29 protein-coding genes are annotated in these 26,360 nt (G+C 64.4%); 20 read left to right on the forward strand and 9 right to left on the reverse strand.

The annotated features are described in order from the left end of the window. Positions 1-3: 3 nt before the first annotated feature. The 3 genes from ACVJ6E_RS11060 (at position 4) to flaF (ending at position 2,249) form a co-directional block, all read left to right on the forward strand. A complete protein-coding gene (locus ACVJ6E_RS11060) occupies positions 4-1,392 on the forward strand; it encodes a flagellin N-terminal helical domain-containing protein (RefSeq protein WP_491676447.1) in 1,389 nt (462 codons plus the stop codon). Between the two features lie 109 nt (positions 1,393-1,501). Continuing rightward, positions 1,502-1,975, forward strand: coding sequence for a flagellar biosynthesis repressor FlbT (gene flbT / locus ACVJ6E_RS11065; protein WP_120267257.1), 474 nt, complete (start codon positions 1,502-1,504; stop codon positions 1,973-1,975). Continuing rightward, positions 1,926-2,249: a flagellar biosynthesis regulator FlaF gene (gene flaF / locus ACVJ6E_RS11070; protein ID WP_371811400.1), complete on the forward strand. Its 324-nt coding sequence runs from the start codon at positions 1,926-1,928 to the stop codon at positions 2,247-2,249. Before flbT ends, flaF begins: the two co-directional genes overlap by 50 nt. A gap of 206 nt (positions 2,250-2,455) precedes the next feature. On the opposite strand, the gene ACVJ6E_RS11075 is transcribed toward flaF, so the two are convergent. The 3 genes from ACVJ6E_RS11075 to ACVJ6E_RS11085 all read right to left on the reverse strand — a co-directional run bounded on the left by ACVJ6E_RS11075 (position 2,456) and on the right by ACVJ6E_RS11085 (position 7,360). Further along, complete coding sequence (locus tag ACVJ6E_RS11075; RefSeq protein ID WP_120267255.1) at positions 2,456-3,985, reverse strand: flagellar protein; 1,530 nt, start codon at positions 3,983-3,985, stop codon at positions 2,456-2,458. An 8-nt stretch (positions 3,986-3,993) separates the two neighbouring features. After that, positions 3,994-5,877 (reverse strand): flagellar hook-associated protein FlgK, encoded by a 1,884-nt coding sequence (gene flgK, locus ACVJ6E_RS11080; RefSeq protein WP_120267254.1) that lies wholly within the window; start codon positions 5,875-5,877, stop codon positions 3,994-3,996. Between the two features lie 79 nt (positions 5,878-5,956). Further along, positions 5,957-7,360, reverse strand: coding sequence for a flagellar hook protein FlgE (locus tag ACVJ6E_RS11085; RefSeq protein WP_120267253.1), 1,404 nt, complete (start codon positions 7,358-7,360; stop codon positions 5,957-5,959). A gap of 286 nt (positions 7,361-7,646) precedes the next feature. On the opposite strand from ACVJ6E_RS11085, the gene ACVJ6E_RS11090 reads away from it, so the two are divergent. The 7 genes from ACVJ6E_RS11090 to ACVJ6E_RS11120 all read left to right on the forward strand — a co-directional run bounded on the left by ACVJ6E_RS11090 (position 7,647) and on the right by ACVJ6E_RS11120 (position 15,875). Continuing rightward, positions 7,647-8,492, forward strand: coding sequence for an AAA family ATPase (locus ACVJ6E_RS11090; protein ID WP_120267252.1), 846 nt, complete (start codon positions 7,647-7,649; stop codon positions 8,490-8,492). Between the two features lie 4 nt (positions 8,493-8,496). Further along, entirely contained in the window at positions 8,497-9,036 is a 540-nt protein-coding gene (locus ACVJ6E_RS11095; RefSeq protein ID WP_208996600.1) for a hypothetical protein, read from the forward strand. 127 nt (positions 9,037-9,163) lie between these two features. After that, entirely contained in the window at positions 9,164-9,742 is a 579-nt protein-coding gene (locus ACVJ6E_RS11100; RefSeq protein ID WP_120267251.1) for a SixA phosphatase family protein, read from the forward strand. Between the two features lie 60 nt (positions 9,743-9,802). Further along, entirely contained in the window at positions 9,803-11,269 is a 1,467-nt protein-coding gene (locus tag ACVJ6E_RS11105; protein WP_491676448.1) for a YcjX family GTP-binding protein, read from the forward strand. Further along, positions 11,266-12,342, forward strand: a complete 1,077-nt coding sequence (locus ACVJ6E_RS11110) for a YcjF family protein (RefSeq protein WP_120267249.1) — start codon at positions 11,266-11,268, stop codon at positions 12,340-12,342. Before ACVJ6E_RS11105 ends, ACVJ6E_RS11110 begins: the two co-directional genes overlap by 4 nt. A gap of 59 nt (positions 12,343-12,401) precedes the next feature. After that, positions 12,402-13,580, forward strand: coding sequence for a vWA domain-containing protein (locus tag ACVJ6E_RS11115; protein WP_120267248.1), 1,179 nt, complete (start codon positions 12,402-12,404; stop codon positions 13,578-13,580). A 135-nt stretch (positions 13,581-13,715) separates the two neighbouring features. Beyond that, positions 13,716-15,875: a methyl-accepting chemotaxis protein gene (locus ACVJ6E_RS11120; RefSeq protein ID WP_120267247.1), complete on the forward strand. Its 2,160-nt coding sequence runs from the start codon at positions 13,716-13,718 to the stop codon at positions 15,873-15,875. Positions 15,876-15,892: 17 nt separating this feature from the next. On the opposite strand, the gene ACVJ6E_RS11125 is transcribed toward ACVJ6E_RS11120, so the two are convergent. Beyond that, on the reverse strand, positions 15,893-16,669 hold the full coding sequence (locus ACVJ6E_RS11125) for an AraC family transcriptional regulator (protein WP_120267246.1): 777 nt from the start codon (positions 16,667-16,669) through the stop codon (positions 15,893-15,895). Further along, positions 16,666-17,079, reverse strand: a complete 414-nt coding sequence (locus ACVJ6E_RS11130) for a hypothetical protein (protein ID WP_147421806.1) — start codon at positions 17,077-17,079, stop codon at positions 16,666-16,668. The genes ACVJ6E_RS11125 and ACVJ6E_RS11130 overlap by 4 nt, the downstream gene beginning before the upstream one ends. Between ACVJ6E_RS11130 and ACVJ6E_RS11135 the strand changes: the two genes are divergently transcribed. From ACVJ6E_RS11135 to ACVJ6E_RS11165, 7 genes are read left to right on the forward strand one after another with little or no spacing between them, the layout of a single operon-like run. Further along, positions 17,054-17,314, forward strand: a complete 261-nt coding sequence (locus ACVJ6E_RS11135; RefSeq protein ID WP_120267245.1) for a hypothetical protein — start codon at positions 17,054-17,056, stop codon at positions 17,312-17,314. The two genes, ACVJ6E_RS11130 and ACVJ6E_RS11135, sit on opposite strands and share 26 nt — an antisense overlap. Further along, the gene (locus ACVJ6E_RS11140) at positions 17,311-17,628 is read left to right on the forward strand and encodes a hypothetical protein (protein WP_120267244.1); all 318 of its coding nucleotides are present in this window, start codon (positions 17,311-17,313) and stop codon (positions 17,626-17,628) included. Before ACVJ6E_RS11135 ends, ACVJ6E_RS11140 begins: the two co-directional genes overlap by 4 nt. Continuing rightward, positions 17,606-17,749 carry a hypothetical protein gene (locus ACVJ6E_RS11145; protein WP_185925639.1) on the forward strand — a complete coding sequence of 48 codons (144 nt, stop codon included), beginning with the start codon at positions 17,606-17,608 and terminating at the stop codon, positions 17,747-17,749. Before ACVJ6E_RS11140 ends, ACVJ6E_RS11145 begins: the two co-directional genes overlap by 23 nt. Before the next feature lie 32 nt (positions 17,750-17,781). After that, positions 17,782-18,039, forward strand: coding sequence for a hypothetical protein (locus tag ACVJ6E_RS11150; protein WP_120267243.1), 258 nt, complete (start codon positions 17,782-17,784; stop codon positions 18,037-18,039). After that, a complete protein-coding gene (locus ACVJ6E_RS11155; protein ID WP_120267242.1) occupies positions 18,020-18,376 on the forward strand; it encodes a hypothetical protein in 357 nt (118 codons plus the stop codon). Before ACVJ6E_RS11150 ends, ACVJ6E_RS11155 begins: the two co-directional genes overlap by 20 nt. Further along, positions 18,367-18,642: a DUF1488 family protein gene (locus ACVJ6E_RS11160; protein ID WP_120267241.1), complete on the forward strand. Its 276-nt coding sequence runs from the start codon at positions 18,367-18,369 to the stop codon at positions 18,640-18,642. Before ACVJ6E_RS11155 ends, ACVJ6E_RS11160 begins: the two co-directional genes overlap by 10 nt. A 19-nt stretch (positions 18,643-18,661) precedes the next feature. Next, complete coding sequence (locus tag ACVJ6E_RS11165) at positions 18,662-19,474, forward strand: transglutaminase-like domain-containing protein (RefSeq protein WP_120267240.1); 813 nt, start codon at positions 18,662-18,664, stop codon at positions 19,472-19,474. Between the two features lie 4 nt (positions 19,475-19,478). On the opposite strand, the gene ACVJ6E_RS11170 is transcribed toward ACVJ6E_RS11165, so the two are convergent. Further along, positions 19,479-19,898, reverse strand: coding sequence for a DUF2267 domain-containing protein (locus ACVJ6E_RS11170; protein ID WP_120267239.1), 420 nt, complete (start codon positions 19,896-19,898; stop codon positions 19,479-19,481). 9 nt (positions 19,899-19,907) lie between these two features. Continuing rightward, positions 19,908-20,885 carry an AraC family transcriptional regulator gene (locus ACVJ6E_RS11175; RefSeq protein ID WP_199680973.1) on the reverse strand — a complete coding sequence of 326 codons (978 nt, stop codon included), beginning with the start codon at positions 20,883-20,885 and terminating at the stop codon, positions 19,908-19,910. A 65-nt stretch (positions 20,886-20,950) separates the two neighbouring features. Between ACVJ6E_RS11175 and ACVJ6E_RS11180 the strand changes: the two genes are divergently transcribed. From ACVJ6E_RS11180 to ACVJ6E_RS11190, 3 genes are all read left to right on the forward strand, one after another. After that, positions 20,951-22,153, forward strand: coding sequence for an MFS transporter (locus ACVJ6E_RS11180; RefSeq protein WP_120267238.1), 1,203 nt, complete (start codon positions 20,951-20,953; stop codon positions 22,151-22,153). 209 nt (positions 22,154-22,362) lie between these two features. After that, a complete protein-coding gene (locus tag ACVJ6E_RS11185; RefSeq protein WP_208996599.1) occupies positions 22,363-23,661 on the forward strand; it encodes an MFS transporter in 1,299 nt (432 codons plus the stop codon). Between the two features lie 194 nt (positions 23,662-23,855). Continuing rightward, the gene (locus ACVJ6E_RS11190; RefSeq protein ID WP_120267237.1) at positions 23,856-24,725 is read left to right on the forward strand and encodes an AraC family transcriptional regulator; all 870 of its coding nucleotides are present in this window, start codon (positions 23,856-23,858) and stop codon (positions 24,723-24,725) included. Between the two features lie 70 nt (positions 24,726-24,795). Here the strand turns inward: ACVJ6E_RS11190 and ACVJ6E_RS11195 are convergent, their stop codons facing one another. Continuing rightward, positions 24,796-25,116, reverse strand: a complete 321-nt coding sequence (locus ACVJ6E_RS11195; protein WP_120267236.1) for a 2Fe-2S iron-sulfur cluster-binding protein — start codon at positions 25,114-25,116, stop codon at positions 24,796-24,798. A gap of 106 nt (positions 25,117-25,222) precedes the next feature. Next, entirely contained in the window at positions 25,223-25,603 is a 381-nt protein-coding gene (locus tag ACVJ6E_RS11200; RefSeq protein WP_120267235.1) for an Hpt domain-containing protein, read from the reverse strand. Positions 25,604-26,360 lie beyond the last annotated feature (757 nt).

Consider the following 26,360-nt stretch of genomic DNA (forward strand, 5'->3'; position numbering starts at 1 on the left):
CGAATGTCTGACATCACTCTCTCCGCCGGTGTGCGCCAGAACCTGCTGACGCTGCAGAACACCGCCGACATGATGGCCTCCACCCAGAACCGTCTCGCCACCGGCAAGAAGGTCAACTCGGCCCTCGACAATCCGACCAATTTCTTCACTTCGCAGTCGCTGTCGGCCCGCGCCAAAGACCTCACCAACCTGCTCGACGGCATCGGCAACGCGATCAAGACGATCGAGGCCGCCGACAACGGTATCACCGCCATCACCAAGCTGGTGGAGAGCGCCCAGTCGACCGCCCGCCAGGCGCTGCAGGACGGCTCGGCCGGTTCCGGCACCGTGGTGGAAAGCTCCTCGTCGATCTCGACCAACGGTCTGACCCCGGTTTCCGGCGAGTCGATCCAGGACCAGGCGCGTCGTCAGACCCTGGCCAACCTCGGCTTCACCAACGGCGATACGATCGAGCTGTCGACCGCCAACACCAGCAACGGTTCGATCGCCGGCATCTCCATCACCGTCGGCACCACCCAGAAGACCGACGGCACGGGCCCGGTCTCGACCGTCCAGGACGTCCTCGACGTGATCAACGCCTCGGGCGTTGCCACGGCCGAGGTCACCGACGCCGGCAAGCTGAAGATCACCGCCTCCGACGCGGAAGATCTGTTCCTGAACATTTTCGACAATGACGGCGACGGCAACTCGGCGACCACGCAGCAGACCTCGCTGGCGGCATCGTTGGGCTTCGGCACCAACACTTCCATCGATCTGTCGAGCCCGGCCGACGGCGACTATGACGACCCCGGCGAAACCCAGGTCAGCTTCAGCAACGGCGCCACCGCCGGCGACATGGACTCGCTGATCATCGCCGCCCGAGCCAACCCGGCTGCGAATTCCTCCACCCGCCAGAAGCTGGTCGGGCAGTTCAACAACATCCTGGGCCAGATCGACAAGCTCGCGGCTGACGCTTCGTTCAACGGCATCAACCTGATCAATTCCTCGTCCGCCAAGCTGACCGTTGCCTTCAACGAGAAGCGCGATGCGGCGACGAAGTCGGAGCTGAAGCTGCAGGGCGAGGACCTCACCTCCGCGGGCCTCAACATCACCAACGTGTCCAGCCTGAGCGACACCGAGGCGAACCAGGCGCTCGACGAGCTCTCTGAAGCGCTGATCACCCTGCGCGAGGCGGGATCCAAGTTCGGCTCGAGCCTGTCGACCGTGCAGATCCGCAAGGACTTCACCAAGTCCTCGATCAACACACTGCAGACCGGCGCTGACAACCTGGTGCTTGCCGACACCAACGAGGAAGGTGCCAACCTCCTCGCCCTGCAGACCCGCCAGCAGCTGTCCACCACGGCGCTGTCGCTGTCCTCGCAGGCTGACCAGGCGGTGCTGCGTCTGTTCTAAGGTAAATACTAGGCAAATATTTCCAGGCGGCGGGGGCACCTGCCGCCTTTTTTATTCTGGAAGCGCTTAAATTCTTGCTTGAATCACTGCGCTATGAGAGTATTTGACCATGGCACTGAAGATCGAACTACGCCCCAAGGAAAGGTTTATCGTCGGGTCCACCGTGATCACCAACGGCGACCATCGGACGCATATCTTCATCGAGGGCAACGAACCGATCCTTCGCGAGAAAGACATCTACACTGCCGAAACCGCGAATACACCCGCGAAACGAATCTATCTTGCGGTGCAGCTCATGTATCTCAACCAGGACATCGAGCGGCACAGGAAGGTCTATTTCGATCTGATCAACGACTTCATTCAGGCGGCACCGAGCACCATCGGCCTGATCGATGCCGTCAACAATGAGATCTTAACCGGTTCTCTCTACGCTGCCTTGCGACGGGCTAAGGAACTGGTCGAGTACGAACGGGAACTGATCGCACATGCACAATCTGGCCACCGCAGCTTATCAGCAGACGACGCAATCGACCGTGAGCCCGCGCGAGCTGGAGGCCACGCTGCTGCTCAAGGCGGCAGCTAGGCTTCAGGCCGTCAAGGACGACTGGGGCAACGACAACGGCCTGGTGACGCTGGATGAGGCGCTGTCGTACAATCGTCGCCTCTGGACGATCCTTGCGACGTCGGTCACGAGCAACGACAATCCGATGCCGAAAGAGATCAAGCAAAACCTCGGTTCGCTTGGCGCGTTCATCCTCAAGCATACGCTCGACGTGATGACCAATCCGAGCCCCGACCGGCTGACGACGCTGATCCAGATCAACCGCAACATCGCTCAGGGCCTGCGGGGCACCTGACGACAGCGCGACAAGGGCCCTCCCCTTTCATCGTCTTTCGAACGCCGGCCTCGCGCCGGCGTTTTTGTATCCGCTCCTTGTCCGAGCCAGACAAGACAAAGCCCGGCGAATGGACTTCGCCGGGCTCGACAGTTCTTCAAGAGTGCCTGGCGCTCGCCGGGCCGGACGGCTCGTTGCCCGCTCGTGCTCAGGAGCCCGGCAAGGGCCTAGAGATAGCTGGCCAGGGACAGCTTCAGCGAGATGCTGGTCGCCTGATAGCTCACTTCAAGGTTTGTCCGCAGGGTAAGCAGTTGGGCCGCAACCTCTTCGCGGTTGACGCCTTCGATCTCGCCCACCATCAGCTGCAATGATCCTTCCTCGATCCGGTGGCGTTCCTTGGCATCTGCAAGGGTCCGCTGTACAGCCGCAAACTCCATGTGGTTCTTGCGGATACCGGAGGCCTCCGCGCCGTTCGGCGTGAGCCCGGCGTTCGAGCGGTCGGCCATCGCCTGGTAGAAGCCCTGGTTCTCGGGCTGGGACGAGGAAAAGTCGGACGCGATGAACGCGGCAAGCGCCTGCACGACCTGACGGTAGCCGTCCTCGTTGGCGCGCGCTCCGTAGCCGACCGTGAGGTTCTCATCGATGGTCGAGCGCATGTCGGCGCGCGGATCCCCGGCCGAGTTGTCGCCCACATACCAGGAGACCGTATCCGCCGTGCCGTCGCGCAGCGTGGTCGCGGTGGTAAAGTCGCCGCCATTCGGCACCACCCGGGCCTGCGGCAGATAGCCGGGAGGCGCCGGAGACTTCGGGGCGGTATCAAAGAAGGTCTCGGAAGCGCGCACGCTCGAGGCCGCCTTCAGCTCCGTGTTGGCCACCTTCTGGAGCGCACTGTCCAGAGCCGACTTGAAATTGGCGGCCGTGTCGGCCGGTGTCGCCCCGCGCTGGAACGTGAACTCCGGGTCGTCCTGCCCGCCCTGGACGCCGAGCGTGATCTCCGTACTCGTCCCGTCGGGCAGGTCCATGAAGATGCGGATCGCCTGCCCCGGCTCGGGCTGTCCAGTGAAGTCGACATCCAGCGAGGCCGGCGGCCCGGCAGTCTGGGTCACGGTGACGTTGCTGAGACCCGAGGACACGCTGTCGATCTTGAAGCCGAAGGGATGTGCCCCGTCCTCCGCCAGCGTCGCTGTGGTGCCGGCAACGGCGGTTGTGGTGCGCCCGTTGCCGAGCGCGCCGAGATCCGCCTGATTGTACTCGCTGATCACCGTCTTGAGGCCGGCATAGTTGCCGTCGCCCGCCAGAGTGTAATCGAGACTCTGCACCGGGAGCTTGTCGGCTGTCTTGCCGGAGAAGAGATAACGTCCGCCGACATCTGTGTTCAGATGGGCCATGAACTCGCGCAGCGAGATCTCGGCCGAGGTCTGGGACGAGGTTCGGCCGTTGCTGAACAGCTCGAAATTGTTGCGATCGGTGGAGGCCTTGGACTCGACGCGGATCGCCTCCAGCCGCCCGCTGGTCTTGTCCAGCGTGTCGAGCCGCAAACCGGCAATCTGGACCGTCTGCTTGTAGACGCCGACGGATGTGAGCTGCTGGCGCAGCGACAGATCGAGCACGCGCTCGGAGCCAAGCCCGCCATAGGTTTCCGACTTCATACCGGTGCCGAGCTGACGCTGCAGATCATCCATCTGCGAACGCAGGGTGGTCAGGTAGCTGACCTGTCGCGGCATGTTGAAGCTGCTCGAATAGGGATTGATCGCCATCGCTCTCGCTAGCTCCGCATCAGGATGTCATAGAGTTCCCGCACCACCTGCATCACCCGGGCATTGGCCGCATAGGCATTTTGCAAGGTTACGAGTTGCGCCAGTTCCTGGTCGACATCGACCTTCGAGCTGTCGTCCAGCCGCGTCTTAAGATTCGCGGTCACCACTTCCTGGCCGGCCAATGTTGCCTTGGCCTGGGCCGCACGGCCGCTCTGATGCGACACGCTCGCGGTCACGAAGTCGGAAATCGAGCCCTTGAAGACCGAACTTGGACCGCCAATCCTCGTGCCGGGGGAAAAGGCCGTCGACGGACCCGTCAACTTGTCCAGGATCGCTTGCGGCCGCGTCGTGTCGCCGCTGGCAACCCCTGGCGCATATTCCACGAGCAGCGTCGGATCGTTGAGCAGGTCTTCCGAAATACGGATACGGGACGCGAACCCGGTGACGTTCGGCCGCCCGTCCGCCATTCCCGTGAACGGTTTGCCGGCATCGTCCACGAAGAGCGAGAACGCATCGCCATAGGCCGACGGGCCACTGGCCGTCTCGAAGGCGCTGAGGCCCTCGATGCGCTGGCTTGCAGGAGCCGTGCTTTCCAGCCGAAGCGTGGAGCCCGCCGGATTGGAGGCGGCAAAGACACCCGCACCGATCCGCGGATCCCCATCCAGTGCCGCCTGGATATTGCCGGCAATGGTGTTGTAGTCGCCGCTGGAGAAGTCGACTGCCAGGAAGATGTCGTTGGAATCGTTGGTCGCGGTGAGCGCCGGCGGTACGGGACCATCGCTCCGGTAGATCGTCACCGATTTGGTGCGGCCGGTCGCGAGGTCTTTGAATTCGAAACTGAGATTGTCGCCCGGCTGTAGATTGGCGAGATCGACGTCGTAACCGGTCTGCACGCCGGCATTTACGTAGGGCGTGCCCTGCTGCTCATGGGTGGAGAAGGCCCTGGCGATCGAGCCCGCGAGCTCGTCCAGCTGGTTCTGCGCATGCACCAAGGCTTCGTCGCGCATATTGACGAGGCCGGCGATGGAACCGCTGCGCAGCGTCCGTGTCGACAACAGGTCGATCTGGTTGCCTTCTGAATTCTCCAGAACCAGGGTGCCGACCCCGCGTTCGTTCGAATTGAGCGAGTAGAGTGCGTTGGCATTGACGCTGCCGCGCGCGTCGAACTTCAGCTTCATCACGTCCACATCGTAGAGCAGCGTGCCGCCGCTCATATGGATGCGCACGCCGCCCTGCTCGGTCGGCTTGACGGTGATGTCGATGTAGCCGGAAAGCTCCTCCAGCATCATGTCGCGCTGGTCCATCAGGCCGACGGGAGCGGAGCCGTCCTGGGACGAGGCCACGATCTGGCGATCGAGCTTCTGGATATCGCCGAGCAGCTCGTTGACCCGGTCGACCTGGTCGGAGATCTGATATTCGACCTCCTGACGCATGGACTGGATGTCGGACGACATCGAGTTCAGCTTGCCGGCGAGTTGCTCCGCCATGCGCATGACTTCGAGCCGATTGGAGTAGTTCTCCGGCCCCGACACCAGGTTCGACATCGAGGCAACGAATTCATTGTAGGAATTCGACAGCGAGCCGGCATCGCCAATGGTGCCGAACAGCGTATCCATCCGCCCCAGATACTGCTGCGAAACCGAGGCATACTGGTTTTCGGCAAGCGACGTGCGGTACTGTCCCTGCACCGCAACGTCGAGGTAGCGCCGCATGCTGTCGACGTCGAGACCAGTAATGCGCCCGTTGCCGTCATAGGCAGCGGACGCACTGATGGACTTGCGCGTGTAGCCGATATTACCGGCATTGGCGATGTTGCCCGCAGTTACATCGAGCTGGCGCTGGTTGAACCCAAGCCCGATCAATGCGGTGTTGAGAGCGCTGCTCAGTCCCATGGTCTCACCCGGCGTCTAGTCCTCGCGTCCAAAAGGCCGGCCGGCGCCGCGGCGCCGACCGGCTGGTCCCTGGCCCGCGTCAGCGGATCATGTTGATCGCTTCCTTCAGCATCTGATCGCTGGAGCTGACGATACGGGTGTTTGCCGAATAGGCCTGCTGGGTCACGATCAGCTTGGAGAACTCGTCGGCGATATCCGTGTTGGAGGCCTCGAGGCGCTTGCCCACGATGCTGCCATTGGCACCCGCAATCGGCTCGCCCGACGCCGGCGTCACCTCGAAGGCGCCACCGTTGACGCGCTCCAGCCAGGCTTCGCCCGAGAACGACACGAGGGAGATCTCGTAGAGCTCGCGGGTACGGCCGTTGGAGTAGGAGGCAACCAGGCGCCCGGCCTCCGAGACGGCCACGCCGGTCAGGTCACCGGCCGGATAGCCGTTCTGGCGCAGCTTGGAGATCTTGGCCGCACCGTTGCTGTCGGCAAACTGCGTCAGCGCATTGGTGCCGAAGTCGAGCGTCACGTCGCCGACGGACTGTCCGTCGACGGTGAGGCCGGTCATCGTCATGTTACTCGTCGCCGGGATCGCCATGCGACCGTCGGCGCCGAACTGGGCGTCGGAGACCTTGGTCCACTTCGGATCGGTGCCGGTCGCATCGGAATCGGAGAGGTAGTACAGCGACCAGGTGTCGGACTGCGAGCCGTCGTCCTCGAAGGTCTTGGCCCAGCGCATCTGGACGTTCACCGGCGTGCCGCTCGAGTTGTAGACCGTGATGGCCTCGCCAGCGATGGAGCTGTTCAGGAAGTTGACTTCGTCATCGGCGGAAATCTCGTTCACGCCGACCACCTGAGGGGCAGGAACCGCATCCGGAGCTGCACCGGTCGAGGCCTTGGTCAGAGACGCATCGAGCAGGTCCGAGCCGCCAGCCAGACGGGCACTGGTCTGCGGCGTCGTCGGCAGGTTGCCCTCATAGCTGATCCGGTCGGTCACCACCGCCGGGATCACCGAGCTGTCGATGGTGATGATCGAAGGCACCGAACCGGAGACGTTCTTGGTGACGGGATCGATCGGCTGACCCATCAGGTAGTAGCCGGCGCCGTTGACCAGGCGGCCTTCCTTGTCGATCTCGAAATCGCCGCGGCGGGTATAGAGGTCGTTGCCGGTAAAGATCGAACGTCCGTCGACCTCACCCGCACGGCCCTGCACCACGAAATAGCCGCTGCCGTTGATACCCATGTAGGTATCGACCTGGCTCTGCTGCAGATCGCCCTGGATACCGTTGGTCGCCCGAGAGCTCGCCGAAACCGTACCGGCGATCTGGCCGGGCTGCGCGCCCTTGCCGCCGCCCACCAGGTCGGAAAACGACGTGTCGAGCCGCTTGTAGCCGACGGTTGCCGAGTTGGCGATGTTGCCCGAGATGTTCTCCAGCGCATAGGCCTGCGCGGAAAGGCCGGACACGGCCGCATTCAATGCACCAAAAACACCCATGTGAACCTCCAGAACGGATCGGATGGCGTGACGGGCCCACCAGACGGACCACGATCTTGATGACTGGAGTTGGCAAGTGTCGTGCCAGTTTCGAAAGAGCTCCCAAGCCATTGAAAAACAACAATCGGACTTTCTCGGCCGGCCATCGCAAGGCCTGAAGGCGGCAGCTTTGTCCCTGCTTCCCGGCAACAAATGCCGAGCACCGACGCCGACCGGGCAGGTCTTGCGCAGCCTTTCACCGCCCCATACTGTGCAGCGCAACGAGATCAGTCTGGCGAGGAAATCCATGCGCTTCGAAGGCACGACCGGCTATGTCGCCACCGAAGATCTGCGGATCGCGGTCAACGCGGCGATTGCCCTGCAAAGGCCGTTGCTGGTGAAGGGCGAGCCGGGAACGGGGAAGACCGTCCTGGCGCAGGAGATCGCATCCGCCCTTGGAGCGAACCTCATCGAATGGCACATCAAGTCGACGACGAAGGCGCAACAGGGCCTTTACGAGTACGATGCCGTCTCGCGCCTGCGCGACAGCCAGCTCGGCGACGACCGCGTCCACGACATCGCCAACTACATCCGCAAGGGCCGCCTCTGGGAGGCCTTCACCGCGGATGAGCGCCCGGTGTTGCTGATCGACGAGATCGACAAGGCAGACATCGAGTTCCCGAACGACCTGCTTCGCGAGCTCGACCGGATGGAGTTCCACGTCTACGAGACCGGCGAGACCATCAGCGCCCGCCAGCGGCCGGTGGTAATCATCACCTCCAACAACGAGAAGGAACTGCCGGACGCGTTCCTGCGCCGCTGTTTCTTCCACTACATCACCTTCCCCGATACCGAGACCATGTCCGAAATCGTCGAGGTGCACTTTCCGGGCCTGAAGCAGGAGCTGCTGCGCGAAGCGCTCAAGGTGTTTTACGACATCCGCGATACGCCGGGCCTCAAGAAGAAGCCTTCGACCTCCGAGCTGCTCGACTGGATCAAGCTGCTGCTCAATGAAGACGTGGACACGGCAACGCTGCGAGAGCGTGACGGCCGAAAGCTGATCCCGCCGCTGCACGGCGCGCTTCTGAAGAACGAGCAGGATGTGCAGCTGTTCGAGAAGCTGGCTTTCCTCAACCGGCGGGACGGGCGCTGACACCATGATCGGGCCGACGGTGCGCAGGGCTTCCGTCGCCTTCGCCGCCCTGGCGCTCGCCGGGGCATGGACGCCGCCGGCCGCCGCGCAGGAACGGGGAACCGACGCCGGCTGGACCAATGTCGTCAACGGCATGCGCCATTTCACCGGCCTCGTGTGCCCCGACACGCTGGCCTCGCTCAACCGTACGCGCGTGCTGGTCGGCTCGGCAGACCGGCTGGCCGGGTGCGTCTACCAAAACGCGGAAGGCATTTCGGCCGTCCTGCGCAGCCACCCGTCCGGGGTTGGCGCACAGGCCGCCCGCGCATTTCGCGACCGGTTCCGGGCCGCCGGCTTCAAGCTGATCACCACATCCGGCGCCGCCGCCTCGGGGATTTCCTTCCTGACCGGCAAGCGCGGCACGACCGACCGGTGCGAAACGCTCTGGCGCTTCCGCAATGGCGATGCCGACTACACGCTGTGGATCTCCTATTCCCTGCCGGACGAAGCAAGCGAGATCGGGCCGCTGGTCACCGCCTTTGCCGGACTTCTGGCCTCGCGCTGAGGCAACAGGGGCTACAAGCCTCCTCTGCGGCAGGCATTTTTCCCGGCGCATTGCGGACGGCTTGCCGCTAGACTTGCCAAGGGCCCCAGCGGCTACCAACAACCTTTGTCCGGGAGCGATGCCTGCCATGCTGCGACTGCTGCTGTTGAGACACGCGAAATCCGATTGGGGCCATCCAGGCCTTTCCGATTTTCAGCGCCCCCTCAACGACCGCGGCCGCCAGGCGGCTCCCGAGGTCGGCGCTCATATGGCGCGCCACGGCCTGCAGCCATCGCGCATCCTCTGCTCCACCGCCCAGCGCACGCGCGAAACGCTCGCCGCACTTCTGCCCGCCCTTGCGGGCGAAGCCGATATCCGCCTGACGCGCGCGCTCTATGACGAGTCCGATCTCGACTACCTGAAGATCATCCGCAGCCATGGCGGCACGGCGCGCAGCCTGCTCGTGGTCGGGCACAACCCGGCAACGCAGGACACCGCCCTGTCGCTGATCGGCGCTGGCAATCCGGCGCTGCGTGAGGCGATTGCCGCCAAATATCCCACCGCCGCGCTGTCGGTGATCGACTTCGACGCAACCGAATGGTCGGCGGTCGAGCCCGGCTCCGGGCGTGTCGTCGCCTATTGCCTCCCCCGGCACCTTGCCGCCACCTCATCCATGTCGGCCCTGCCCGAGGCGGCCAACGACGGCACGCCCGCTCAAGACCGCTGAGCCGGCCGGCCGCTTGCAACGCCGGTCGTGCTTCCCCACATGGATCGGCGGAGAACCATCTTGACGCAGCGCAGCTTTCTGACCCGCGTGACCGATGAGGTCCGCTATTCCATCGAGAACATCGCGGAGACCGCAACGACGCTCGGCACGCCGACGCTGCGGCTCGGCGTTACCGGCTTGTCGCGCGCCGGCAAGACGGTGTTCATCACGGCCCTGGTGCACAACCTGATCCACGGCGGACGGCTGCCCCTGTTCGAGGCGGCGGCCGGCGGGCGGATCGCCCGCGCTTATCTGGAGCCGCAACCGGACGACAACGTGCCCCGCTTCGATGTAGAGGCGCATGTCGACACGCTGCTGAAGGAGCGTGTGTGGCCTCAGTCGACCCGACAGGTCTCCGAACTGCGGCTCACGGTCGAGTTCGAGTCCGCCCATTTCCTGTCGCGCGCCCTCGGCCGCGGCAAGCTGCATCTCGACATCGTCGACTATCCTGGCGAGTGGCTTCTCGACCTGCCGCTCCTGGAGAAGGACTTTCGCACCTTCTGCACGGAAGCACTGTCGCGTGCGCGTGAGCCCGGCCGCGAGGCCGTCGCGGCCCCCTATCTGGAGATCCTTGCGGAAATCGATCCGGGCGCGGAAGCCGATGAGCAACAGGCCCGGCGCCTCGCCGCCACCTATACCGACTACCTGCGCGCCTGCCGCGAGGACGAGCAGGCTCTGTCGATGCTGCCTCCCGGGCGGTTCCTGATGCCTGGAGACCTGGAAGGCTCCCCCGCCCTCACCTTCGCACCGCTCGATCTGTCCGGCCACGACGGAACGCTCAAGCCCGGCTCGCTGGCCGCGATGATGGAGCGCCGATTTGAGGCCTACAAGAAGCATGTGGTCCGTCCGTTCTTCCGCGACCACTTCGCCCGTCTCGACCGCCAGATCGTGCTGGTTGACGCTCTGAACGCCCTGAATGCCGGCCCAGCCGCGCTGGCCGATCTGGAGGCCGCGCTGGCAGAGATCCTGTCCGCCTTCCGGCCCGGCAAGGTCGCGCGGATCTTCTCGATCTTCGCACGGCGCATCGACCGCATCCTGTTCGCCGCGACCAAGGCCGATCATCTCAACCGTGCCGATCACGACCGGCTGGAGGCGATCCTCCGCCGCCTCGTCGGGCGGGCGATCGCACGCGCCGAATATGGTGGTGCCGATGTCGACGTACTGGCACTCGCCGCGATCCGCGCCACGCGCGAGGCGAGCCTGACCCATGACGGCGAGACCATGCCGGCGATCCTCGGGACCCCGCTCACCGGTGAGCGCGTCAACGGCGAGACCTATGACGGGCGCACGGAAATCGCGCTCTTTCCCGGCGACCTGCCGGACGATCCGGACGTTCTGTTTGCCGCCGATGCCCCCGCATCTTCGGTCCGCTTCGTGCGCTTTCGCCCGCCCGAGCTGCAGGTGACGGCCGAGGGCGTGAAACTCTCGCTGCCCCATATCCGCCTCGACCGCGCCTTGCAGTTTCTCATCGGAGACCGTCTGGCATGACCTCAAGAAGCGACAGGTCACGGCAGGATCGCAAGCCGGCAGCCTTCCGCCTGGACGATGCTCGCGTGCGCATGAGCGCGGAAGACGACCTGCAGCCGACGCTGGCAGGAGAAACGAAGATCGTGCCGACCCGCGAGGGAGACGCGGCCGGGCTGCCTGCACCCGAGCGCAAGGCCGGCATCCGCTGGGGGCGCTGGTTCTCCGTCGGTCTCGGAGGTCTGGTGTCCCTCGCCATCGGCCTTTCCGTCGACGCGTTGATCCGCGACCTGTTTTCCCGCAACGACTGGCTCGGCTGGCTGGGCCTTGGCCTTGCCGCCATCGCGGCGCTGGGTGCGCTGGGACTGGTGCTTCGCGAGATATTCGGAATTCTGCGCCTGCGGCATATCGAGAGCTTGCGTGCGACCTTCGCCCAGGCAGCAGAGGCCGACGACCAGGACAAGGCGCGCGCCGGCATCCGCGAGCTCGTCGCTCTCTACGGCGAACGCCCGGAGACCGCCCGCGGCCGCACTGCCCTGAGCGGCCACATGCGTGAGATCATCGACGGCCGCGATCTCGTCGTGCTGGCCGAGCGCGATCTGCTCAAGGAGCTGGACGCGCGCGCCGTTCGCATCGTCAAGGAGAGCGTCAAGCGCGTCTCCATCGTGACGGCGGTGTCACCGCGTGCCGCCCTCGATCTCGCCATCGTGTTGATCGAGAACCTGCGCATCATGCGCCGCCTCTCCACCCTTTATGGTGGTCGCCCCGGCCTCATCGGCTTCTTCCGGCTCGCCCGCCATGTCGGCGCCCATCTTGCCATGACCGGCGGCATGGCGGCCGGCGACAGCCTCGTCTCGCAGCTGCTGGGCCATGGCCTTGCCGCGCGGCTCTCCGCCCGCCTCGGCGAAGGCGTGGTCAACGGGCTGCTGACCGCCCGCGTCGGCATCGCCGCCATCGAGGTGTGCCGTCCCATTCCCTTCATCGGCAGGGCAGGCCCGGGCATCTCCGATGTGATGGGCGAATTGTTCCGGGCAGACCCCGAAGCCAAGGCGCTGCTGGAAAAGGCGGAAGGCCGTCCTCAGGGCGAGCGCCCGTAAGCTTTCCCTGCTTCAAACGCCCGCTCGACAAGCGTCCGCGTTGTACCTAACCTTCGCCCATGTTCCTGACCTTCCTCACCAACCTGCGCGCCGCCGGCCTGCCCGTCTCCTTGCGGGAATACCTGACCTTGATGGAGGCGCTGAAGGCCGACCTCGCCGACAAGAGCGTGGAGGATTTCTATTACCTCTCACGGGCCTGCCTGGTGAAGGACGAGGCCAATCTCGACCGGTTCGACCGGGTGTTCGGCCAGACCTTCAACGGCCTGGAGCTGGGCGGGAGCGGCACCGAGGCGCGCGAACTGCCTGAAGAATGGCTGCGCAAGCTCGCCGAGAAGCATCTCACCGAGGAAGAGAAGGCCCAGATCGAGGCTCTCGGCGGTTTCGAGAAGCTGATGGAGACCCTGCGCGAGCGCCTGAAGGAGCAGAAAGACAGGCACCAGGGCGGCAGCAAGTGGATCGGCACGGCCGGCACCTCACCCTTCGGCGCCTATGGCTACAATCCGGAAGGCGTCCGCATCGGCCAGTCGGAGAGCCGCCATCGCCGGGCGGTCAAGGTCTGGGACAAGCGGGCTTTTCGCGACCTTGACGGCACGGTCGAACTCGGCACACGCAACATCAAGGTCGCGCTCAAGCGGCTACGCCGCTTCGCGCGCCAGGGCGCCCACGACGAGCTCGATCTCGACGATACGATCCGCGCGACCGCCCATCGCGGCCTGCTCGACATCCGCATGCGCCCCGAGCGGCGCAACGCGGTGAAGGTGTTGCTGTTCTTCGACATCGGCGGCTCAATGGACGACCACATCCGGGTCTGCGAGGAGCTGTTTTCAGCCGCCAGGTCCGAATTCAAGGTGATGGAGTATTTCTACTTCCACAATTGCCCCTACGAATTCGTCTGGAAAAACAACGCACGCCGCCATTCCGAGCGGATCCCGACCTGGGACGTGCTGCACAAATACGGCCCCGACTACAAGCTGATCTTCGTCGGCGATGCTTCGATGAGCCCCTATGAGATCGCCTATGCCGGCGGCTCGGTGGAGCACTGGAACGAGGAAGCCGGCTCGGTGTGGGTCGACCGGCTCGCCAGCCACTACTCCCGTAGCGTTTGGCTCAATCCGGTGGCCGAGCGCCACTGGAGCTACACCCATTCTATTCAGATGATCAAGGAACTGATGGACGGCCGCCACTATCCGCTCACGCTGAACGGACTCGAGGCGGCCATGAAGGAACTGTCGCGCTAGCAAAACACGACGCACTTCCCGCCCGCCTCGACGGCACTTTACGCGCCTCGCAATTTTTGACGAGCCAGTTAAGTCTTACGCAAGGGAAAACTGTCATTAGTGACAATTACCCAAATCACCGTAGGCAGCGCTCGCATGAAATCCCTCCGCATCTCCCAGAAGATTCCCTTGATGGTGGCCGCTGCCGTTGCGATGGCAACGGTGATCACCGCCGAGGTCGGGTACGAGACATCGCGAGCGGAGCTTTACGCATCCTCTCTCGAATCCATGCGAGCCACAGGTGCCTCGCGGAAATCCGAGCTTTCCAGCTATCTCGAAAGCATCAAAGAGGATCTGGTGCTCCTCGCCGCAAATCCGACGGTAAATGGAGCCATCGACCGCCTACGCGATACCTATCGCGAGGCGCTCCCGGCCCCCGGTGCCAATGAGGCACTTCGGCAGGCCTATATCGACGGCAATCCTCATCCCTTGGGCGAGAAGTACAAGCTCGACGCTGCCAAGGACGGCTCGGCCTACTCGGCGGCACATGCGGCACTGCACCCCTGGTTCCGACAGGTCCAGAAGACCCGGGGCTACTACGACCTGTTCCTGATCGATGCGGACGGCAACGTCGTCTACACGGTATTCAAGGAAGCCGATTTCGGCACCAACCTGCTGAACGGCGAATGGCGCGGGACCGGACTTGGCGAGGTGTTCAGTAAGGTGCGCGGCAATGCGACCCCCGGCGCGGTCGAGTTCGTGGACTTCGCTCCGTATGCTCCATCCGCCGATGCGCCTGCCGGCTTCATCGCTTCCCCGCTCCTCGACGAGGCGGGCGGCTTCAAGGGAGCATTGGTGCTCCAGATGCCGATCGACCGCATCAATGCGGTGATGAACAATGCAACAGGCCTTGGCAAAAGCGGCGAGACCTACATCGTCGGCTCCGACTTCCTGATGCGCTCAGAAAGCCGCTTCCGCAAGCAGGGAGAGCCGTCGGCAATCCTCAACCGCAAGTCCGATACGCCGTCGGTGCGCGCTGCTCTGGCTGGAGAGAGCGACGTCGCGCTCTCGACCGACTACCGGGGCCACGAGGTCATCGCCGCCTTCATGCCGCTGCAGTTCAACGGCACCGGCTGGGCAATTGTCTCCGAGATCGACCTTGCCGAAATCCAGGCACCGATCAATGCCATGGCCCTGCGCTTCATCCTCATCGGCAGCGCGGTCGTTCTGGTCATGGGCGTCGGCGGCTTCCTGTTCGCCCGCACGGTCTCGCGGCCGATCACCCGCATGAACGCCGCCATGCGGGAGATTGCCGGAGGTGATCTGTCCATCGAAGTGCCGGACACCCACCGTACCGACGAAATCGGCGAGATGGCCGTGGCTGTCCAGGTGTTCAAGGACAATGCACTGGAGGTGAAGCGGCTCGAGGCGGAGCAGGCGGAAACCCAGGCGCGGATCGATGCCGAGGCGCGTGCGGCACGCACGAAGCTGGCGAACGACTTCCAGAACGCGGTCGGCGGTATCGTCGAAACTGTGGCCTCCGCGGCAACCGAAATGCTGGCAGCTGCCAGCAGCCTGTCGGAAGGTGCTTCGGATACCTCGCAGCGCTCGCAGGTCGTCGCCTCAGCAGCGGAGGAAGCCAGCAGCAACGTACAGGCTGTCTCCAGCGCCGCCGAAGAGCTGACCAGCTCGATCTACGAGATCGGCCGTCAGGTCGAGGAATCTCAGACGATCGCACAGACGGCGGTGGAGAATATCGACGCAACCAACGTCAAAGTCGGCGAACTGTCTACCGCCGCCAACCGCATCGGCGAGGTGATCGCCCTCATCACCGACATCGCCGAGCAGACCAACCTGCTGGCGCTGAACGCCACGATCGAGGCAGCCCGCGCGGGAGAGGCCGGTAAAGGCTTTGCCGTGGTGGCTGCGGAGGTCAAGTCGCTCGCCAACCAGACCGCTCGGGCCACCGACGAGATCGGCGGCCAGATCAAGGACATCCAGAACTCCACTCGCAGCACCGTTTCGGCGATCACCGACATCGGCAAGACGGTGCGCGACATGAGCCAGGTCTCGGCCGCGATTTCCGGCGCCGTTACCCAGCAGAACGCAGCGACCCAGGAAATCGCCAGCAACATTTCCCAGGTCGCCTCGGGCATGACGGAGGTCAGTTCGACCATTGTCCTGGTCAACAGTTCGGCACAGGAAACCGGCGCGTCCAGCAGTCAGCTTCTTGCTTCGGCGAACGAACTCTCCAGCCAGGCCGAGCTGCTGCGGAAGGAAGTCGACATCTTCCTCGCCAGTGTCAGGGCCGCCTGACGGCGCACAATGCGCCGTCAGCCACCACCGAAGTAGCGGCCGGGCGTCACGCCGAAGGACTTCTTGAACGAGGCGACAAAGGCGCTCGGCCCCTCATATCCAAGCCTGTCCGACACTTCGCCGACGGACAGGCCCTGCGACAGCCACTCGACGGCCTTCATCAGTCTGGCCTGCTGCCGCCAGGCACGAAACGACAGGCCTGTCTGCGCCGGAAAATGCCGCTCGAAGGAGCGCAGCGACAGGTTCGCCCGAGCGGCAAGGTCACTTGCGGAGAGCTCCGCGGCCGGGTCCTCAAGCAAGGGCCGAACCGCCTCGCGCAGGCGCGGCTCCTGCGGGATCGGCAGGTGCAGTGGGGCAACGCGCGAAGCCGCGATCTGGTCCACCAGCACCGCTGCGAGCCGACCGGTCGGGCTGTCCGGGTCATAGTCCGGCGCCGACCCCATGAAGGCGAGGATGAGCTCGCGCAGCAACGGCGTCACATGCACCACGAAGGCTGTCTCGGGCATCGCCGGCAGCCCTTCGGGACGCATGTAGAGGAACCTGACGTCGGTCTCCGTGTGGTAATTGGAGTGGTGCACGATACCGGGCGGGATGAAGATCGCCCGCTCCGGCGGCACCACGAAGCTCCCCCCTTGCGTCACCACCGTCACCGATCCGCGAAGGATGTGAAAGAGCTGCGCCCGCTCGTGCATGTGCGGCTTGGTGACGGCGCCGGGCGGCTCCGTTCCCACGAAGGATATGATGGGATCCGGATGCTCCTCCGGAAACTTGTTGAGACGCAGCGGGTGGATCATGGGATCACCGATATCGGATGGCCTGCACCGCGATCATACAGGCAAGGCAGCGCCTTGGTCACGTCCGGAAACCCGCAGAACCCTCGCACTTTCACTCGAACTCCGTCGAAATACAAAAATAAAAACTCACGACATCCGGCAAAAATATTTTCGAAAAAGAAATAAAAATCTAGAGAAAACACAGGCAATACGATATCGTCATCATTGGAACTTAATTCGGAACTATGATCGATTTCGTTCTTCAAAAGATGCCCGGTAAAAATCGATAGCCATCGGCTCATCGCAGCGGCACCACCAGACAACACCACGACGACCGTTCCCGGATCGCCTGGCCCGACCCGGAAAACGCCGGGCTTCCTTTCCAGGCCCGCGAGGGTCGGCACCATGACCACACGCACCACGCAATCCATCGTTCGTTTCCAGACATCCTTCCTGTTGCCCGACTTCGTCGAGCCACAGCCACCGGGGGACTACCAGGTGGATCGGGATGAGGAATTGATCGAGGGACTTTCCTGGATCGCCTGGAGACGTGTCGGAACGTTCATTCACTTGCCGGCAATCGGCGTGCGGACCGCGATACGGCAATTGGTGCCGATCGACCCGGCGCAAATAGATGCCGTGACCGAAAAGGAAAATCAGAGATGACCGCAACAAGCGTTTCCCGGCGTAGACCCGCCCCGCCCACCGCCGAGCCGAGGCTGCACCTTTTGGCGATCGGCCAGGATGTCCGGCTGAAGAGCACCAGGGGCAGGCAGGCCACCAAGGGCGACATCTATCGGATCACCGGCGTCATGCCCGTGGAGGCAGGCGCCCCCCAATACCGCATCCGCAATGCCGAAGAGAACCACGAGCGGGTGGCGATGCAAGACGAACTGGAGCCGCTCGACGCACCGGGCTCCAACACACAGTCAACCTTGATGGAAAGGACGTTTGGATATGGCCAAAGGACAAAAGCGTAGCAACCGGGAGATCCGCAAGCCCAAGCAGGCGAAGGCGGAGGTGAAGCCGGAGATTCCGTTCGCCAACCGGGTCAAGCTCTCCGCCATAGCCGCCGATCCGCGCCAGAAGGGCAAGAGCTGACGAAAGCGCGGCGTGCCAAGGGAGAGTGGGCCATGAAGGTCGTGATCAAGTTCTTCCGGATCCGCACGCCGGACGGGGCGCATGCCATCATCGGCTGCGAGACGGTCGACGCCGTCGACCAGAACGATGCCATCGCGCGCGCCATGCGCCTGCTCGACACCCTCGACATGCCACAGCGACCCGACGGCGTCACGATTACCGACGCCGCCGGGACTCCCTTCCATTCCGCCCTCTTCACCCGAGGGCGCTACACGATGGACAACGACAACCATGAGCACCGTGACACGTGAGCTCGGTCGTGACGCAGCCGCAACGACCGTCGGCAGCAGGGAGAATGCCAACATAGCCCCGCAAAAGGGCCGGATGGACGAACACTTCGGGCGGCGGATCGAACAGGATCGTACCTGGACGATCTACCACGTCTACACCGGGGTCCCGGCGTCCTCGCACGGCGAGAACATGACCGGCCTGAGTCGTTCGGCCGCCACCGACGGGATGCAGTTCCTCAACAATCGCAACTGCGAACGCAGGGTGCGTCGCAACGGCAGGCACAAGAAGCAACACGGCAGGCTCTCCTCGTTCCTGCGGGCCGCCTGGTGCCGTATGGGAGGTCTGTCTTGGCATTGAACTTTCCCAATCCCAGCCGGACCTTCGATGCGAGCCGCAACGGCGTGCGTTTTGTCGGTCATGACGGCGTTTTCGAGGTGCCCTTCTTCATAGAAGCAGACGCCCTGGTGAAACCCTCGGGAGCAGCCGGCGGGATCGAGACCGCCCAGGCCGAATGTCTTGCGGCCTTCGATCGCCTGCGCTCCGCCATTCACGACGTCGCACGCAAGATCCACAACACCCGTCGCCGTTCATCCTACATCCTGAACGCCTCGGATTTCCGATAGGACAGGAGGCGTTCAGGACATGATCATTCGCTGCGGTTACGAGATCCGGCTGGAATGCGCGCAACCGACCGCACTGGTCTGCCTGATGTCGATCGACAAGGACCGCAAGGCCGACATCCGGGAACCGGAGACGCTGTCCACCTCCCCCGACGTGCCGACGACCACTTACCGCGATCTATTCGGCAACACGTGCCGCCGCCTGATGGCGCCGGCCGGCGAATTCACCATCCGCAGCAACGCGACTGTCGCGGATCACGGCCGTCCGGACACGCTCAGGCCCGACGCCCGCGAGGTGCCGGTCCAGGATCTTCCCGATGCCTGTCTCGTCTACCTCATGGGAAGCCGCTACTGCGAAACAGACCATCTCAGCCAGACCGCCTGGGACCTGTTCGGCTCCCTCCCTCCCGGATGGCAGCGGGTGCAGGCGATCTGCGACTTCGTCCATCAGAACCTGCATTTCGACTACATGCAGGCCAGGGCCACTCGGACGGCTTTCGAAGCCTTCAACGAACGCGTTGGCGTTTGCCGCGACTTCGCGCATCTCGCACTGGCATTCTGCCGATGCCTCAACATTCCCGCCCGATATGTGAACGGATATCTCGGCGATATCGGCGTGCCGGTGGTCGATCCCATGGACTTCAGCGCCTGGATCGAGGTCTTCCTGGACGGCGAATGGCACACGTTCGACCCGCGCAACAACATTCCCCGGATCGGCCGCATTGTCGTTGCCCGGGGGCGGGACGCGGCGGATGTTCCGCTCATCAATTCCTTCGGGCCGCACATCCTGAAAGACTTCCGCGTATGGGCCTACGAGGAGCCGACCCTGGCATAGCCGCTTATCCGGCCCAGAACGCCCTTGCTTGCGGGGAAAGGGTGGACAGAACCCGGTCGAGGTCGGCGCCATCGCAACAGGCACGCACGGCCCGGGCAACATCGCAGATGCAGGTATCGGGCGCAAAGTTGTGGTGCCTGCGAAGGGCCTGCACCTCGCAGGTCAGCGCCTCTCGATCCTCGAACGGCACAAGCGGCGCACCGAGGTCCCAGTCCGCGACGAACAGGGCGCGGGCAACCGCCGGCAGGATCTGTGCGAAACGGATCGCATCGGCAAGCTCAAGCCGGCGACGGAAGACGATAAACACCCCTTGGATCATCGTGTAGGCCTGGTTGCGGGTGGCAAGTCCCGCGCTCTCGCGGGCGATATCCAGCAACCGGTCGAAATCGGCGGCAGCGCGCTGATACTCGAGGGGCATCGGCATGACGGTCCCTCAGCGGGCTTTCCTGGCCTGGCCGGGCGGCGTGCCGGTCACGCGCTTGTAGGCGCGGCTGAACGCTGCCTGCGACTGGTAGCCGAGACGATAGGCCACCTCGTCGACGGCTATGCGGTCACGTCCCAGCCACTGCGCGGCAAGACGCATCCGCAAGGCGGCCACATAGCGCAAGGGAGTTGTACCCGTGGCGGTGGCGAACCGCTCGGCAAAGACCGAGCGCGAGCTGCCCATTTTCGCCGCCATTTCGGCGAGCGTCCAGTTGTGCGCCGGATCTTGGTGCAGCGCCACCAGCACCCGGCCGAGACGCTCGTCGCGCAGCGCCGCCACCCAGCCAGTGGCATCCCCGCACCCGCATTCCACCCAGTTGCGGATCACCGAGACCGCCACCGCCTCGGCAAGACGCGCCAGGATCGTCGCCGATCCGGCGCGGTTCCCCGTCATCTCCCGCTCCATGGCATCGAGCAGCGGACGCAGTTCAGGCTCCTCGCCGGAGGGAGGACTGACCTGCAGGAAGCCGGGCATGAGTTCGATTAAGGGATGAAGCGTGTCGAGCTCGAGCTCCATCCGCGCGGAAAAGAGCAGGACGTCGCGAGACCGGCACTGCTGCTCCTGCGTTTCGGTGACACAGCAGATGCCCGGGCACAGCGGCACCGATTCGTACGTCTCGAACGCCCGCACGGCGCCCCCGGAAGACGAGACGATGGCATGTTCGCCGCCGCGCGGAAGCAGCACCGCATCGCCGCAAGCAAGCGGCAGCATCTCGCCTTGCGCGGTTTTCAGGAATCCCGTGCCGCCTGCAACGAAGTGAAATCGCGCCTCCCGGGTGCCCGGAAAGCCCACACCGAACGGCGGTGACAGCCGAATCTTGCTGTAGCTGGCCCCGCGCAGCCTCATGCCCGTCAGCAGCTCACTGACAGGGTCGGCTGGCAAAGTGGGGCGAACTTCGGACGATCGATCAAGCATGACGGAATTCATGTCATGGATCGTCCGGAAAATCCATCCATCTTGGGATCAACACTTATCAAACGTGGAATGCTCCCATGACAGACAGAAACCCTGCCGCCGGTTCGCCGGCAGCCTCATTGGCGCCCGCCTGGGCCGCCGTCTTCGCCATGAGCCTTGGCGTCTTCAGCCTTGTCGGTGCGGAATTCCTGCCCGCCAGCCTGCTGACGCCGATGGCTGCCGACCTCGACATCACCGAAGGTCTCGCCGGACAGGCGGTCACCGCAACGGCAGCCATGGGCGTCATTGCCAGTCTTGCCGTCGCCGCCCTCACCCACCGGATCGACCGGAGGCGGGTGCTCATCGGCTTCTCGCTGCTGCTGATCCTGTCCAATCTCATCGTCGCGCTTGCCGGCAGTGTCGAGGTGCTGCTGGCCGGCCGACTGCTGCTGGGCGCCGCGCTCGGCGGCTTCTGGTCGCTCTCCACCGCCGTCGTGATGCGCCTGGTGCCGGAAGCCAATGTGCCAAAGGCGTTGTCGATCATGGTCTCCGGCGTCTCGGCAGCCACGATCTTTGCCGCCCCGGTCGGCAGCTATCTCGGCGACCTTTTCGGCTGGCGCTACGTCTTCGCCGGTGCCGCCGGGCTGGCCGCGCTGGTGCTTGCAGTCCAGATGGCGACGCTGCCCTCCCTGCCGCCTCGTGGCCGCTCGAGGTTCTCAACCTTGGTCGAGCTGATGTCCCGCCGGGATATCGCGCTAGCAATGCTCGCGGTTCTGATGGTGTTCTCCGGGCACATGTCGCTGTTCACCTACATCCGGCCGTTCCTCGAGACCGTGACCGGCATCGGGGTGACCGCGATCTCGGCGACCCTCCTGGCGTTCGGCATTGCGAATTTCGTCGGAAACTATCTCGGCAGCGTTCTGGTGGCCCGCTCCCTGCGCCTGACGCTGGCGCTGGCGCCCCTGGCAATCGCCGCGCTCGCCTTCCTGCTGACCAATCTCGGCGCCAGCTTCCCCTCCGCACTGGCCATCGTCACGCTGTGGGGCCTTGCTTTCGGCACTGTGCCGGTTGCCTGGTCGGCCTGGATATCCCGGGCGGTCGCGGATGAAGCGGAAAGCGCCGGTGGCCTGCTGGTGGCGGCGATTAACCTCGCGATTGCAGCCGGGGCCGCCGTCGGCGGCCTGGTGCTGGACCTCAGCGGTGTCACCAGCGTCTTCCTGACCAGCGGCTCGGTGCTGGTCCTGGCAACGCTGACCGTCCTGGCCGGTGTGCAGACCGGGCGGGCCGCCGCACGGGCCTGATCCAAAGAAAAACGCCCGCCGCGCAGACACGCGCGGCGGGCACTTGACGCTTCGCCGACATAAGTTGACAAAATAGCGATAACACGCAAGCCGCATCCCGCGGTAAGGAAGGACAACAGCGTCGGCGACATGCTGGCACCCCTTGCGGGCCCGGCAAGGCAATTACCGCCCCCGCTCCCCGCCTTCCTCATATCTTGCGGATGCCTGTGATGCGAGAACCTACCCCCAACACCACGCCGGAGCCGGTGCCGGCCTTCGCTGCAGCGGAAGCCGGCGCCGCGATTCCCGGCACACGGCCGGCTGGCGGAGCACCGACCGGCACCGGCTGGCGGTCACCGCTGATCCTGCTGATGATCATGGCCGCGGCCATGCAGCTGTCCTTCGCCGCCTGGTGGAACCTCATGAACAATTTTGCGGTTCATGAGCTCGGCTTCACGGGACGCGAGATCGGCATCCAGCAGTCGATCCGCGAGATCCCGGGCCTGCTCGCCTTCACCGCGATCTACCTGCTGCTGTTCATGCGCGAGCAAACGCTGGCCTACCTGTCGCTCGGCCTGCTCGGCATCGGCGTCGCCGTCACCGGGTATTTCCCGACGATCTGGGGTTTCTACCTGACCACGCTCGTGATGTCCGTGGGCTTCCACTACTACGAGACGATGAACCAGTCGCTGTCGCTGCAGTGGCTGCCGAAGGACCGGGCGGCGGCCGGTATGGGCAAGATCCTGTCCGTTGGCGCGGCCGCACAGCTCGTCGCCTACGGCTTGATCTTCGTCGCCTGGAAGACCTTCGAGCTGAGCTTCACCACCGTGTTCCTGTTCGCCGGCCTGCTGACGCTGGTCGTCCTGGCCTTCCTTGTCATCGCCTTCCCGCAGTTCCGCGAGGGTGTGCCGCAGCGCAAGCAGCTGGTGCTGCGCAAGCGCTACTGGCTCTACTATGCGCTCACCTTCATGGGCGGCGCCCGCCGGCAGATCTTCACCGTCTTCGCCGGCTTTCTGATGGTCGAGCGCTTCGGCTACGACGTGCACGAGGTCGCCGGGTTGTTCCTGCTGAACGGCGTAGTGAACATGCTGTTGGCCCCGAAGATCGGCGCCTGGATCGGCAAGGTCGGCGAGAAGACCGCGCTCACGATCGAATATATCGGCCTGATCGGCGTCTTCACGACCTATGCCTTCGTCACCAACGCGCATCTGGCCGGCGCGCTCTACGTGATCGACCACGCCTTCTTTGCGATCGCCATCGCCATGAAGACCTATTTCCAGAAGATCGCCGACCCGGCCGACATCGCCCCGACCGCCGGCGTCGCCTTCACGATCAACCACATTGCCGCGGTGTTCATCCCAGCTCTGTTCGGATTGATCTGGCTGGTTTCGCCTGCCGCCGTCTTCCTGATCGGCGCGGCCATGGCCTGTATCAGCCTGATCCTGTCGCGACTGGTACCGGACGTGCCCGAAGAGGGCAACGAGGTGGTGTTCTTCTGGCGCAAGCCGGCCGCTGCTCCCGCTGAGTAACCCTCATCCGGCTGCATTGCGCCGGCGAGAAACGACAGAGCGGCCGGGCCAGGTGCCCGGCCGTTTCGTTGTGCAAGGGTGTTTGCCTGGTGCTGCCGACTGCGACAGGGTGATCCGGCGGTCGGCAAATGCGCAAGTTCTGTCAGCCGGCATCCTGTAGCACTCGTCCCTGCACCAACCGGGATCGGACAGACATGCAACGCCCCTCGACCGGCCTCGACTACGCCCAGCGCATCGCCCGCGTGGTCGACCACATTGCTCGCCATCTAGATACGCCGCTGGATGTGGCGGGCCTGGCGGAGATCGCCTGCTTCTCTCCCTTCCATTTCCACCGGATCTACCGGACCCAGACGGGCGAGACCATCGCCCAGACGGTCAGGCGCTATCGACTGCACCGGGCAGCGGCGGAACTGGTGGGGGAGGAGCTGCCCGTGCCCCGCATCGCGCGGCGCGCCGGCTACGCAAGCACGGAGGCCTTCACACGGGCGTTCGCCGCCCATTACGGCATTTCGCCGGCAGCCTTCCGCGCCCTGCCCCGCGACCCGGTGCTTTGCTACCAGACGCAACAGGGAGACGAGATCATCATGGAAAATCTTCAGGTCCGGATCGAGGACATGGACACGCTGCGCCTTGCCGGCATCCCCCACAAGGGACCGTATATCGAGATCGGCAGCACCTTCGAGAAGACCTTCGCCTTCGCCAGCGGGGCGGGCCTGCTCGGCCCCTCGATGCGGATGATCGGGCTGTATTACGACGATCCGAATTCGGTGCCCTCGCGGAACCTGAACTCGTTTGCCGCCATCACCCTGCCGGACGGTTTTGCGGGCGACCTGCCCGCGGGCCTGGAGCTGCGAGAGATGCCGGCCGGACGCCATGCCGTCGCGATCCACAAGGGCCCGTATGCGGACCTGCACGTGACCTGGGACAGGCTGTTCTCAGCCTGGCTGCCGCAGAGCGGCGAGGAACCGGACGACAGGCCTACGATGGAGGAATATCTCAACAATCCGCGCGAGATGCCGCAGGCGGAGCTTCTGACCGCGGTCTGCCTGCCTCTGAAAGGCTGAGGCGCGCACCTAGCGCAATAAGCAAAAGAGAAAGATAACCGGCCGGGCGCGCGAGCACCCGGCCGTTTCGTCAGGCCTGGCGCTCGGGAATGCGGACGACGAGGCCGTCCATCGCATCCGTCACCTTGATCTGGCAGGACAGGCGCGAGCTCGGCTGAACGTCATAAGCGAAGTCCAGCATGTCCTCTTCCATCGGCTCCGGCGAGCCGGTAACGCCGGTCCAGGCATCGTCGACATAGACATGGCAGGTCGCGCAGGCGCAGGCGCCACCGCACTCCGCCTCGATCCCCGACACCATGTTCTTGATGGCATTTTCCATCACGGTCGAACCGACGGGAGCATCCACAACAGTTTCGGCACCGTCGGCGGCAATATAAGTGATCTTGGGCATTGGCGGCTGGTCTCGGCACTGGAAGGGCACGGAAATATCCTGCCTTCGACATAACCAATCACGCCGAAACGTCAAGCACGCTACCGCCGCCCCGACCCGAGGCCGGTCAATCGCGCAGCAACTGCTCAATGAAGGTCTCGGCCTCCTCGACAGTTCCAGCCAGCACGGGAAGATCTGCCGCACCGCCCTCATCCAGCGCGGCCTGCTGCCGTTCGGCCGCACCTGCCACACCCCATGCGCCGATCCCCTTGGCGGACCCCAGCAGAGTATGCAGCAGGCGCCGCAGCGCCACCTCGTCCGGCGCCTCGTGCATGCGTGCCACCAGCATCCGCGCCTGCACGGCGAAAAGCCGCAGGACCTCCCGCTCCAGGTCGCGATTGCCGAGGGTATGGCGCGTCAGATGGACCAGATCGACCGGGGCATCGGCTTTCGATGCGTGGTCGGTATGCCCGGAAGCGGCATCGGGATGTCTCGCTGTTGCCTGCATGGCGGCAGCACCTTTCGTCAGTGGCGCGGCTTGCGGAGCCGTCGCGCATGGGTCTGCCATCCAAAATCGTTAAAAGGCGCGAAAACCGGGTTAAGCATGCCGGCGATTTCCACCGGCCCGGCCAACAAAGTGAATCTTTGGTTAACGCGCGTAAACGTTTGCCCTGCGAGCAGACGTCGGGGCTGTGCCTCCAACACCCCGCCGGCGGGCCTGTCGCGCTACGACCGGACAAGGTCGAACGGCTCGTCGTCGAGGCGCCGGCTTCACCTCTCCGACGACGATCTGGCGACCGCACGGCCTGCTTCCGTCAACCGACAGACGAGCCAGTCAGGCTTGATCGGATTGGAAAACCAAGGCTCTGCCCATCCTGCGGCAATGCAGGCGCGGATGGTCTTTTCCGCAACACGGCGTCCGTCCGCATCGAACAGCGGAAGCTTGCCGCCGGCCTGATCGAGCCCTCTGGCGAGCCATGCGGCCTGGACGGCCGACGGCGCCCGCACAGCCTTGGAGTGCGCACCCTGTGCGCCATCAGTCCCTGTGGAGGAACCGCGCCGCCCTCCTCCCGCAGCCCTGCCCATGCCCCTCATCTCCTTGTCATGACTCTGCAAATTGTTGTTCGCCTCGGCAGATTGTGTCATTAGCTTTAGGTGTGCGGCAAGTTTGGGAGAGCCGCGTCCAGCGACCAGAGGCCGGTCGGCGACGCAAGCAGTATGCCTCTCCTCGACACGATTCAGGCGCATCGCCGGATCCATGAAGC

This window comes from Stappia sp. G46H5W (assembly GCF_058448995.1).

Coding starts and splice junctions, on each gene's coding strand:
- ACVJ6E_RS11060 (WP_491676447.1), top strand. CDS start 4: ATGTCTGACATCACTCTCTCCGCCGGTGTGCGCCAGAACCTGCTGACG.
- flbT (WP_120267257.1), top strand. CDS start 1,502: ATGGCACTGAAGATCGAACTACGCCCCAAGGAAAGGTTTATCGTCGGG.
- ACVJ6E_RS11075 (WP_120267255.1), bottom strand. CDS start 3,985: ATGGCGATCAATCCCTATTCGAGCAGCTTCAACATGCCGCGACAGGTC.
- flgK (WP_120267254.1), bottom strand. CDS start 5,877: ATGGGACTGAGCAGCGCTCTCAACACCGCATTGATCGGGCTTGGGTTC.
- ACVJ6E_RS11085 (WP_120267253.1), bottom strand. CDS start 7,360: ATGGGTGTTTTTGGTGCATTGAATGCGGCCGTGTCCGGCCTTTCCGCG.
- ACVJ6E_RS11090 (WP_120267252.1), top strand. CDS start 7,647: ATGCGCTTCGAAGGCACGACCGGCTATGTCGCCACCGAAGATCTGCGG.
- ACVJ6E_RS11095 (WP_208996600.1), top strand. CDS start 8,497: ATGATCGGGCCGACGGTGCGCAGGGCTTCCGTCGCCTTCGCCGCCCTG.
- ACVJ6E_RS11100 (WP_120267251.1), top strand. CDS start 9,164: ATGCTGCGACTGCTGCTGTTGAGACACGCGAAATCCGATTGGGGCCAT.
- ACVJ6E_RS11110 (WP_120267249.1), top strand. CDS start 11,266: ATGACCTCAAGAAGCGACAGGTCACGGCAGGATCGCAAGCCGGCAGCC.
- ACVJ6E_RS11115 (WP_120267248.1), top strand. CDS start 12,402: ATGTTCCTGACCTTCCTCACCAACCTGCGCGCCGCCGGCCTGCCCGTC.
- ACVJ6E_RS11120 (WP_120267247.1), top strand. CDS start 13,716: ATGAAATCCCTCCGCATCTCCCAGAAGATTCCCTTGATGGTGGCCGCT.
- ACVJ6E_RS11125 (WP_120267246.1), bottom strand. CDS start 16,669: ATGATCCACCCGCTGCGTCTCAACAAGTTTCCGGAGGAGCATCCGGAT.
- ACVJ6E_RS11135 (WP_120267245.1), top strand. CDS start 17,054: ATGACCACACGCACCACGCAATCCATCGTTCGTTTCCAGACATCCTTC.
- ACVJ6E_RS11130 (WP_147421806.1), bottom strand. CDS start 17,079: ATGGATTGCGTGGTGCGTGTGGTCATGGTGCCGACCCTCGCGGGCCTG.
- ACVJ6E_RS11140 (WP_120267244.1), top strand. CDS start 17,311: ATGACCGCAACAAGCGTTTCCCGGCGTAGACCCGCCCCGCCCACCGCC.
- ACVJ6E_RS11145 (WP_185925639.1), top strand. CDS start 17,606: ATGGCCAAAGGACAAAAGCGTAGCAACCGGGAGATCCGCAAGCCCAAG.
- ACVJ6E_RS11150 (WP_120267243.1), top strand. CDS start 17,782: ATGAAGGTCGTGATCAAGTTCTTCCGGATCCGCACGCCGGACGGGGCG.
- ACVJ6E_RS11155 (WP_120267242.1), top strand. CDS start 18,020: ATGAGCACCGTGACACGTGAGCTCGGTCGTGACGCAGCCGCAACGACC.
- ACVJ6E_RS11165 (WP_120267240.1), top strand. CDS start 18,662: ATGATCATTCGCTGCGGTTACGAGATCCGGCTGGAATGCGCGCAACCG.
- ACVJ6E_RS11170 (WP_120267239.1), bottom strand. CDS start 19,898: ATGCCGATGCCCCTCGAGTATCAGCGCGCTGCCGCCGATTTCGACCGG.
- ACVJ6E_RS11175 (WP_199680973.1), bottom strand. CDS start 20,885: ATGAATTCCGTCATGCTTGATCGATCGTCCGAAGTTCGCCCCACTTTG.
- ACVJ6E_RS11180 (WP_120267238.1), top strand. CDS start 20,951: ATGACAGACAGAAACCCTGCCGCCGGTTCGCCGGCAGCCTCATTGGCG.
- ACVJ6E_RS11185 (WP_208996599.1), top strand. CDS start 22,363: ATGCGAGAACCTACCCCCAACACCACGCCGGAGCCGGTGCCGGCCTTC.
- ACVJ6E_RS11190 (WP_120267237.1), top strand. CDS start 23,856: ATGCAACGCCCCTCGACCGGCCTCGACTACGCCCAGCGCATCGCCCGC.
- ACVJ6E_RS11195 (WP_120267236.1), bottom strand. CDS start 25,116: ATGCCCAAGATCACTTATATTGCCGCCGACGGTGCCGAAACTGTTGTG.
- ACVJ6E_RS11200 (WP_120267235.1), bottom strand. CDS start 25,603: ATGCAGGCAACAGCGAGACATCCCGATGCCGCTTCCGGGCATACCGAC.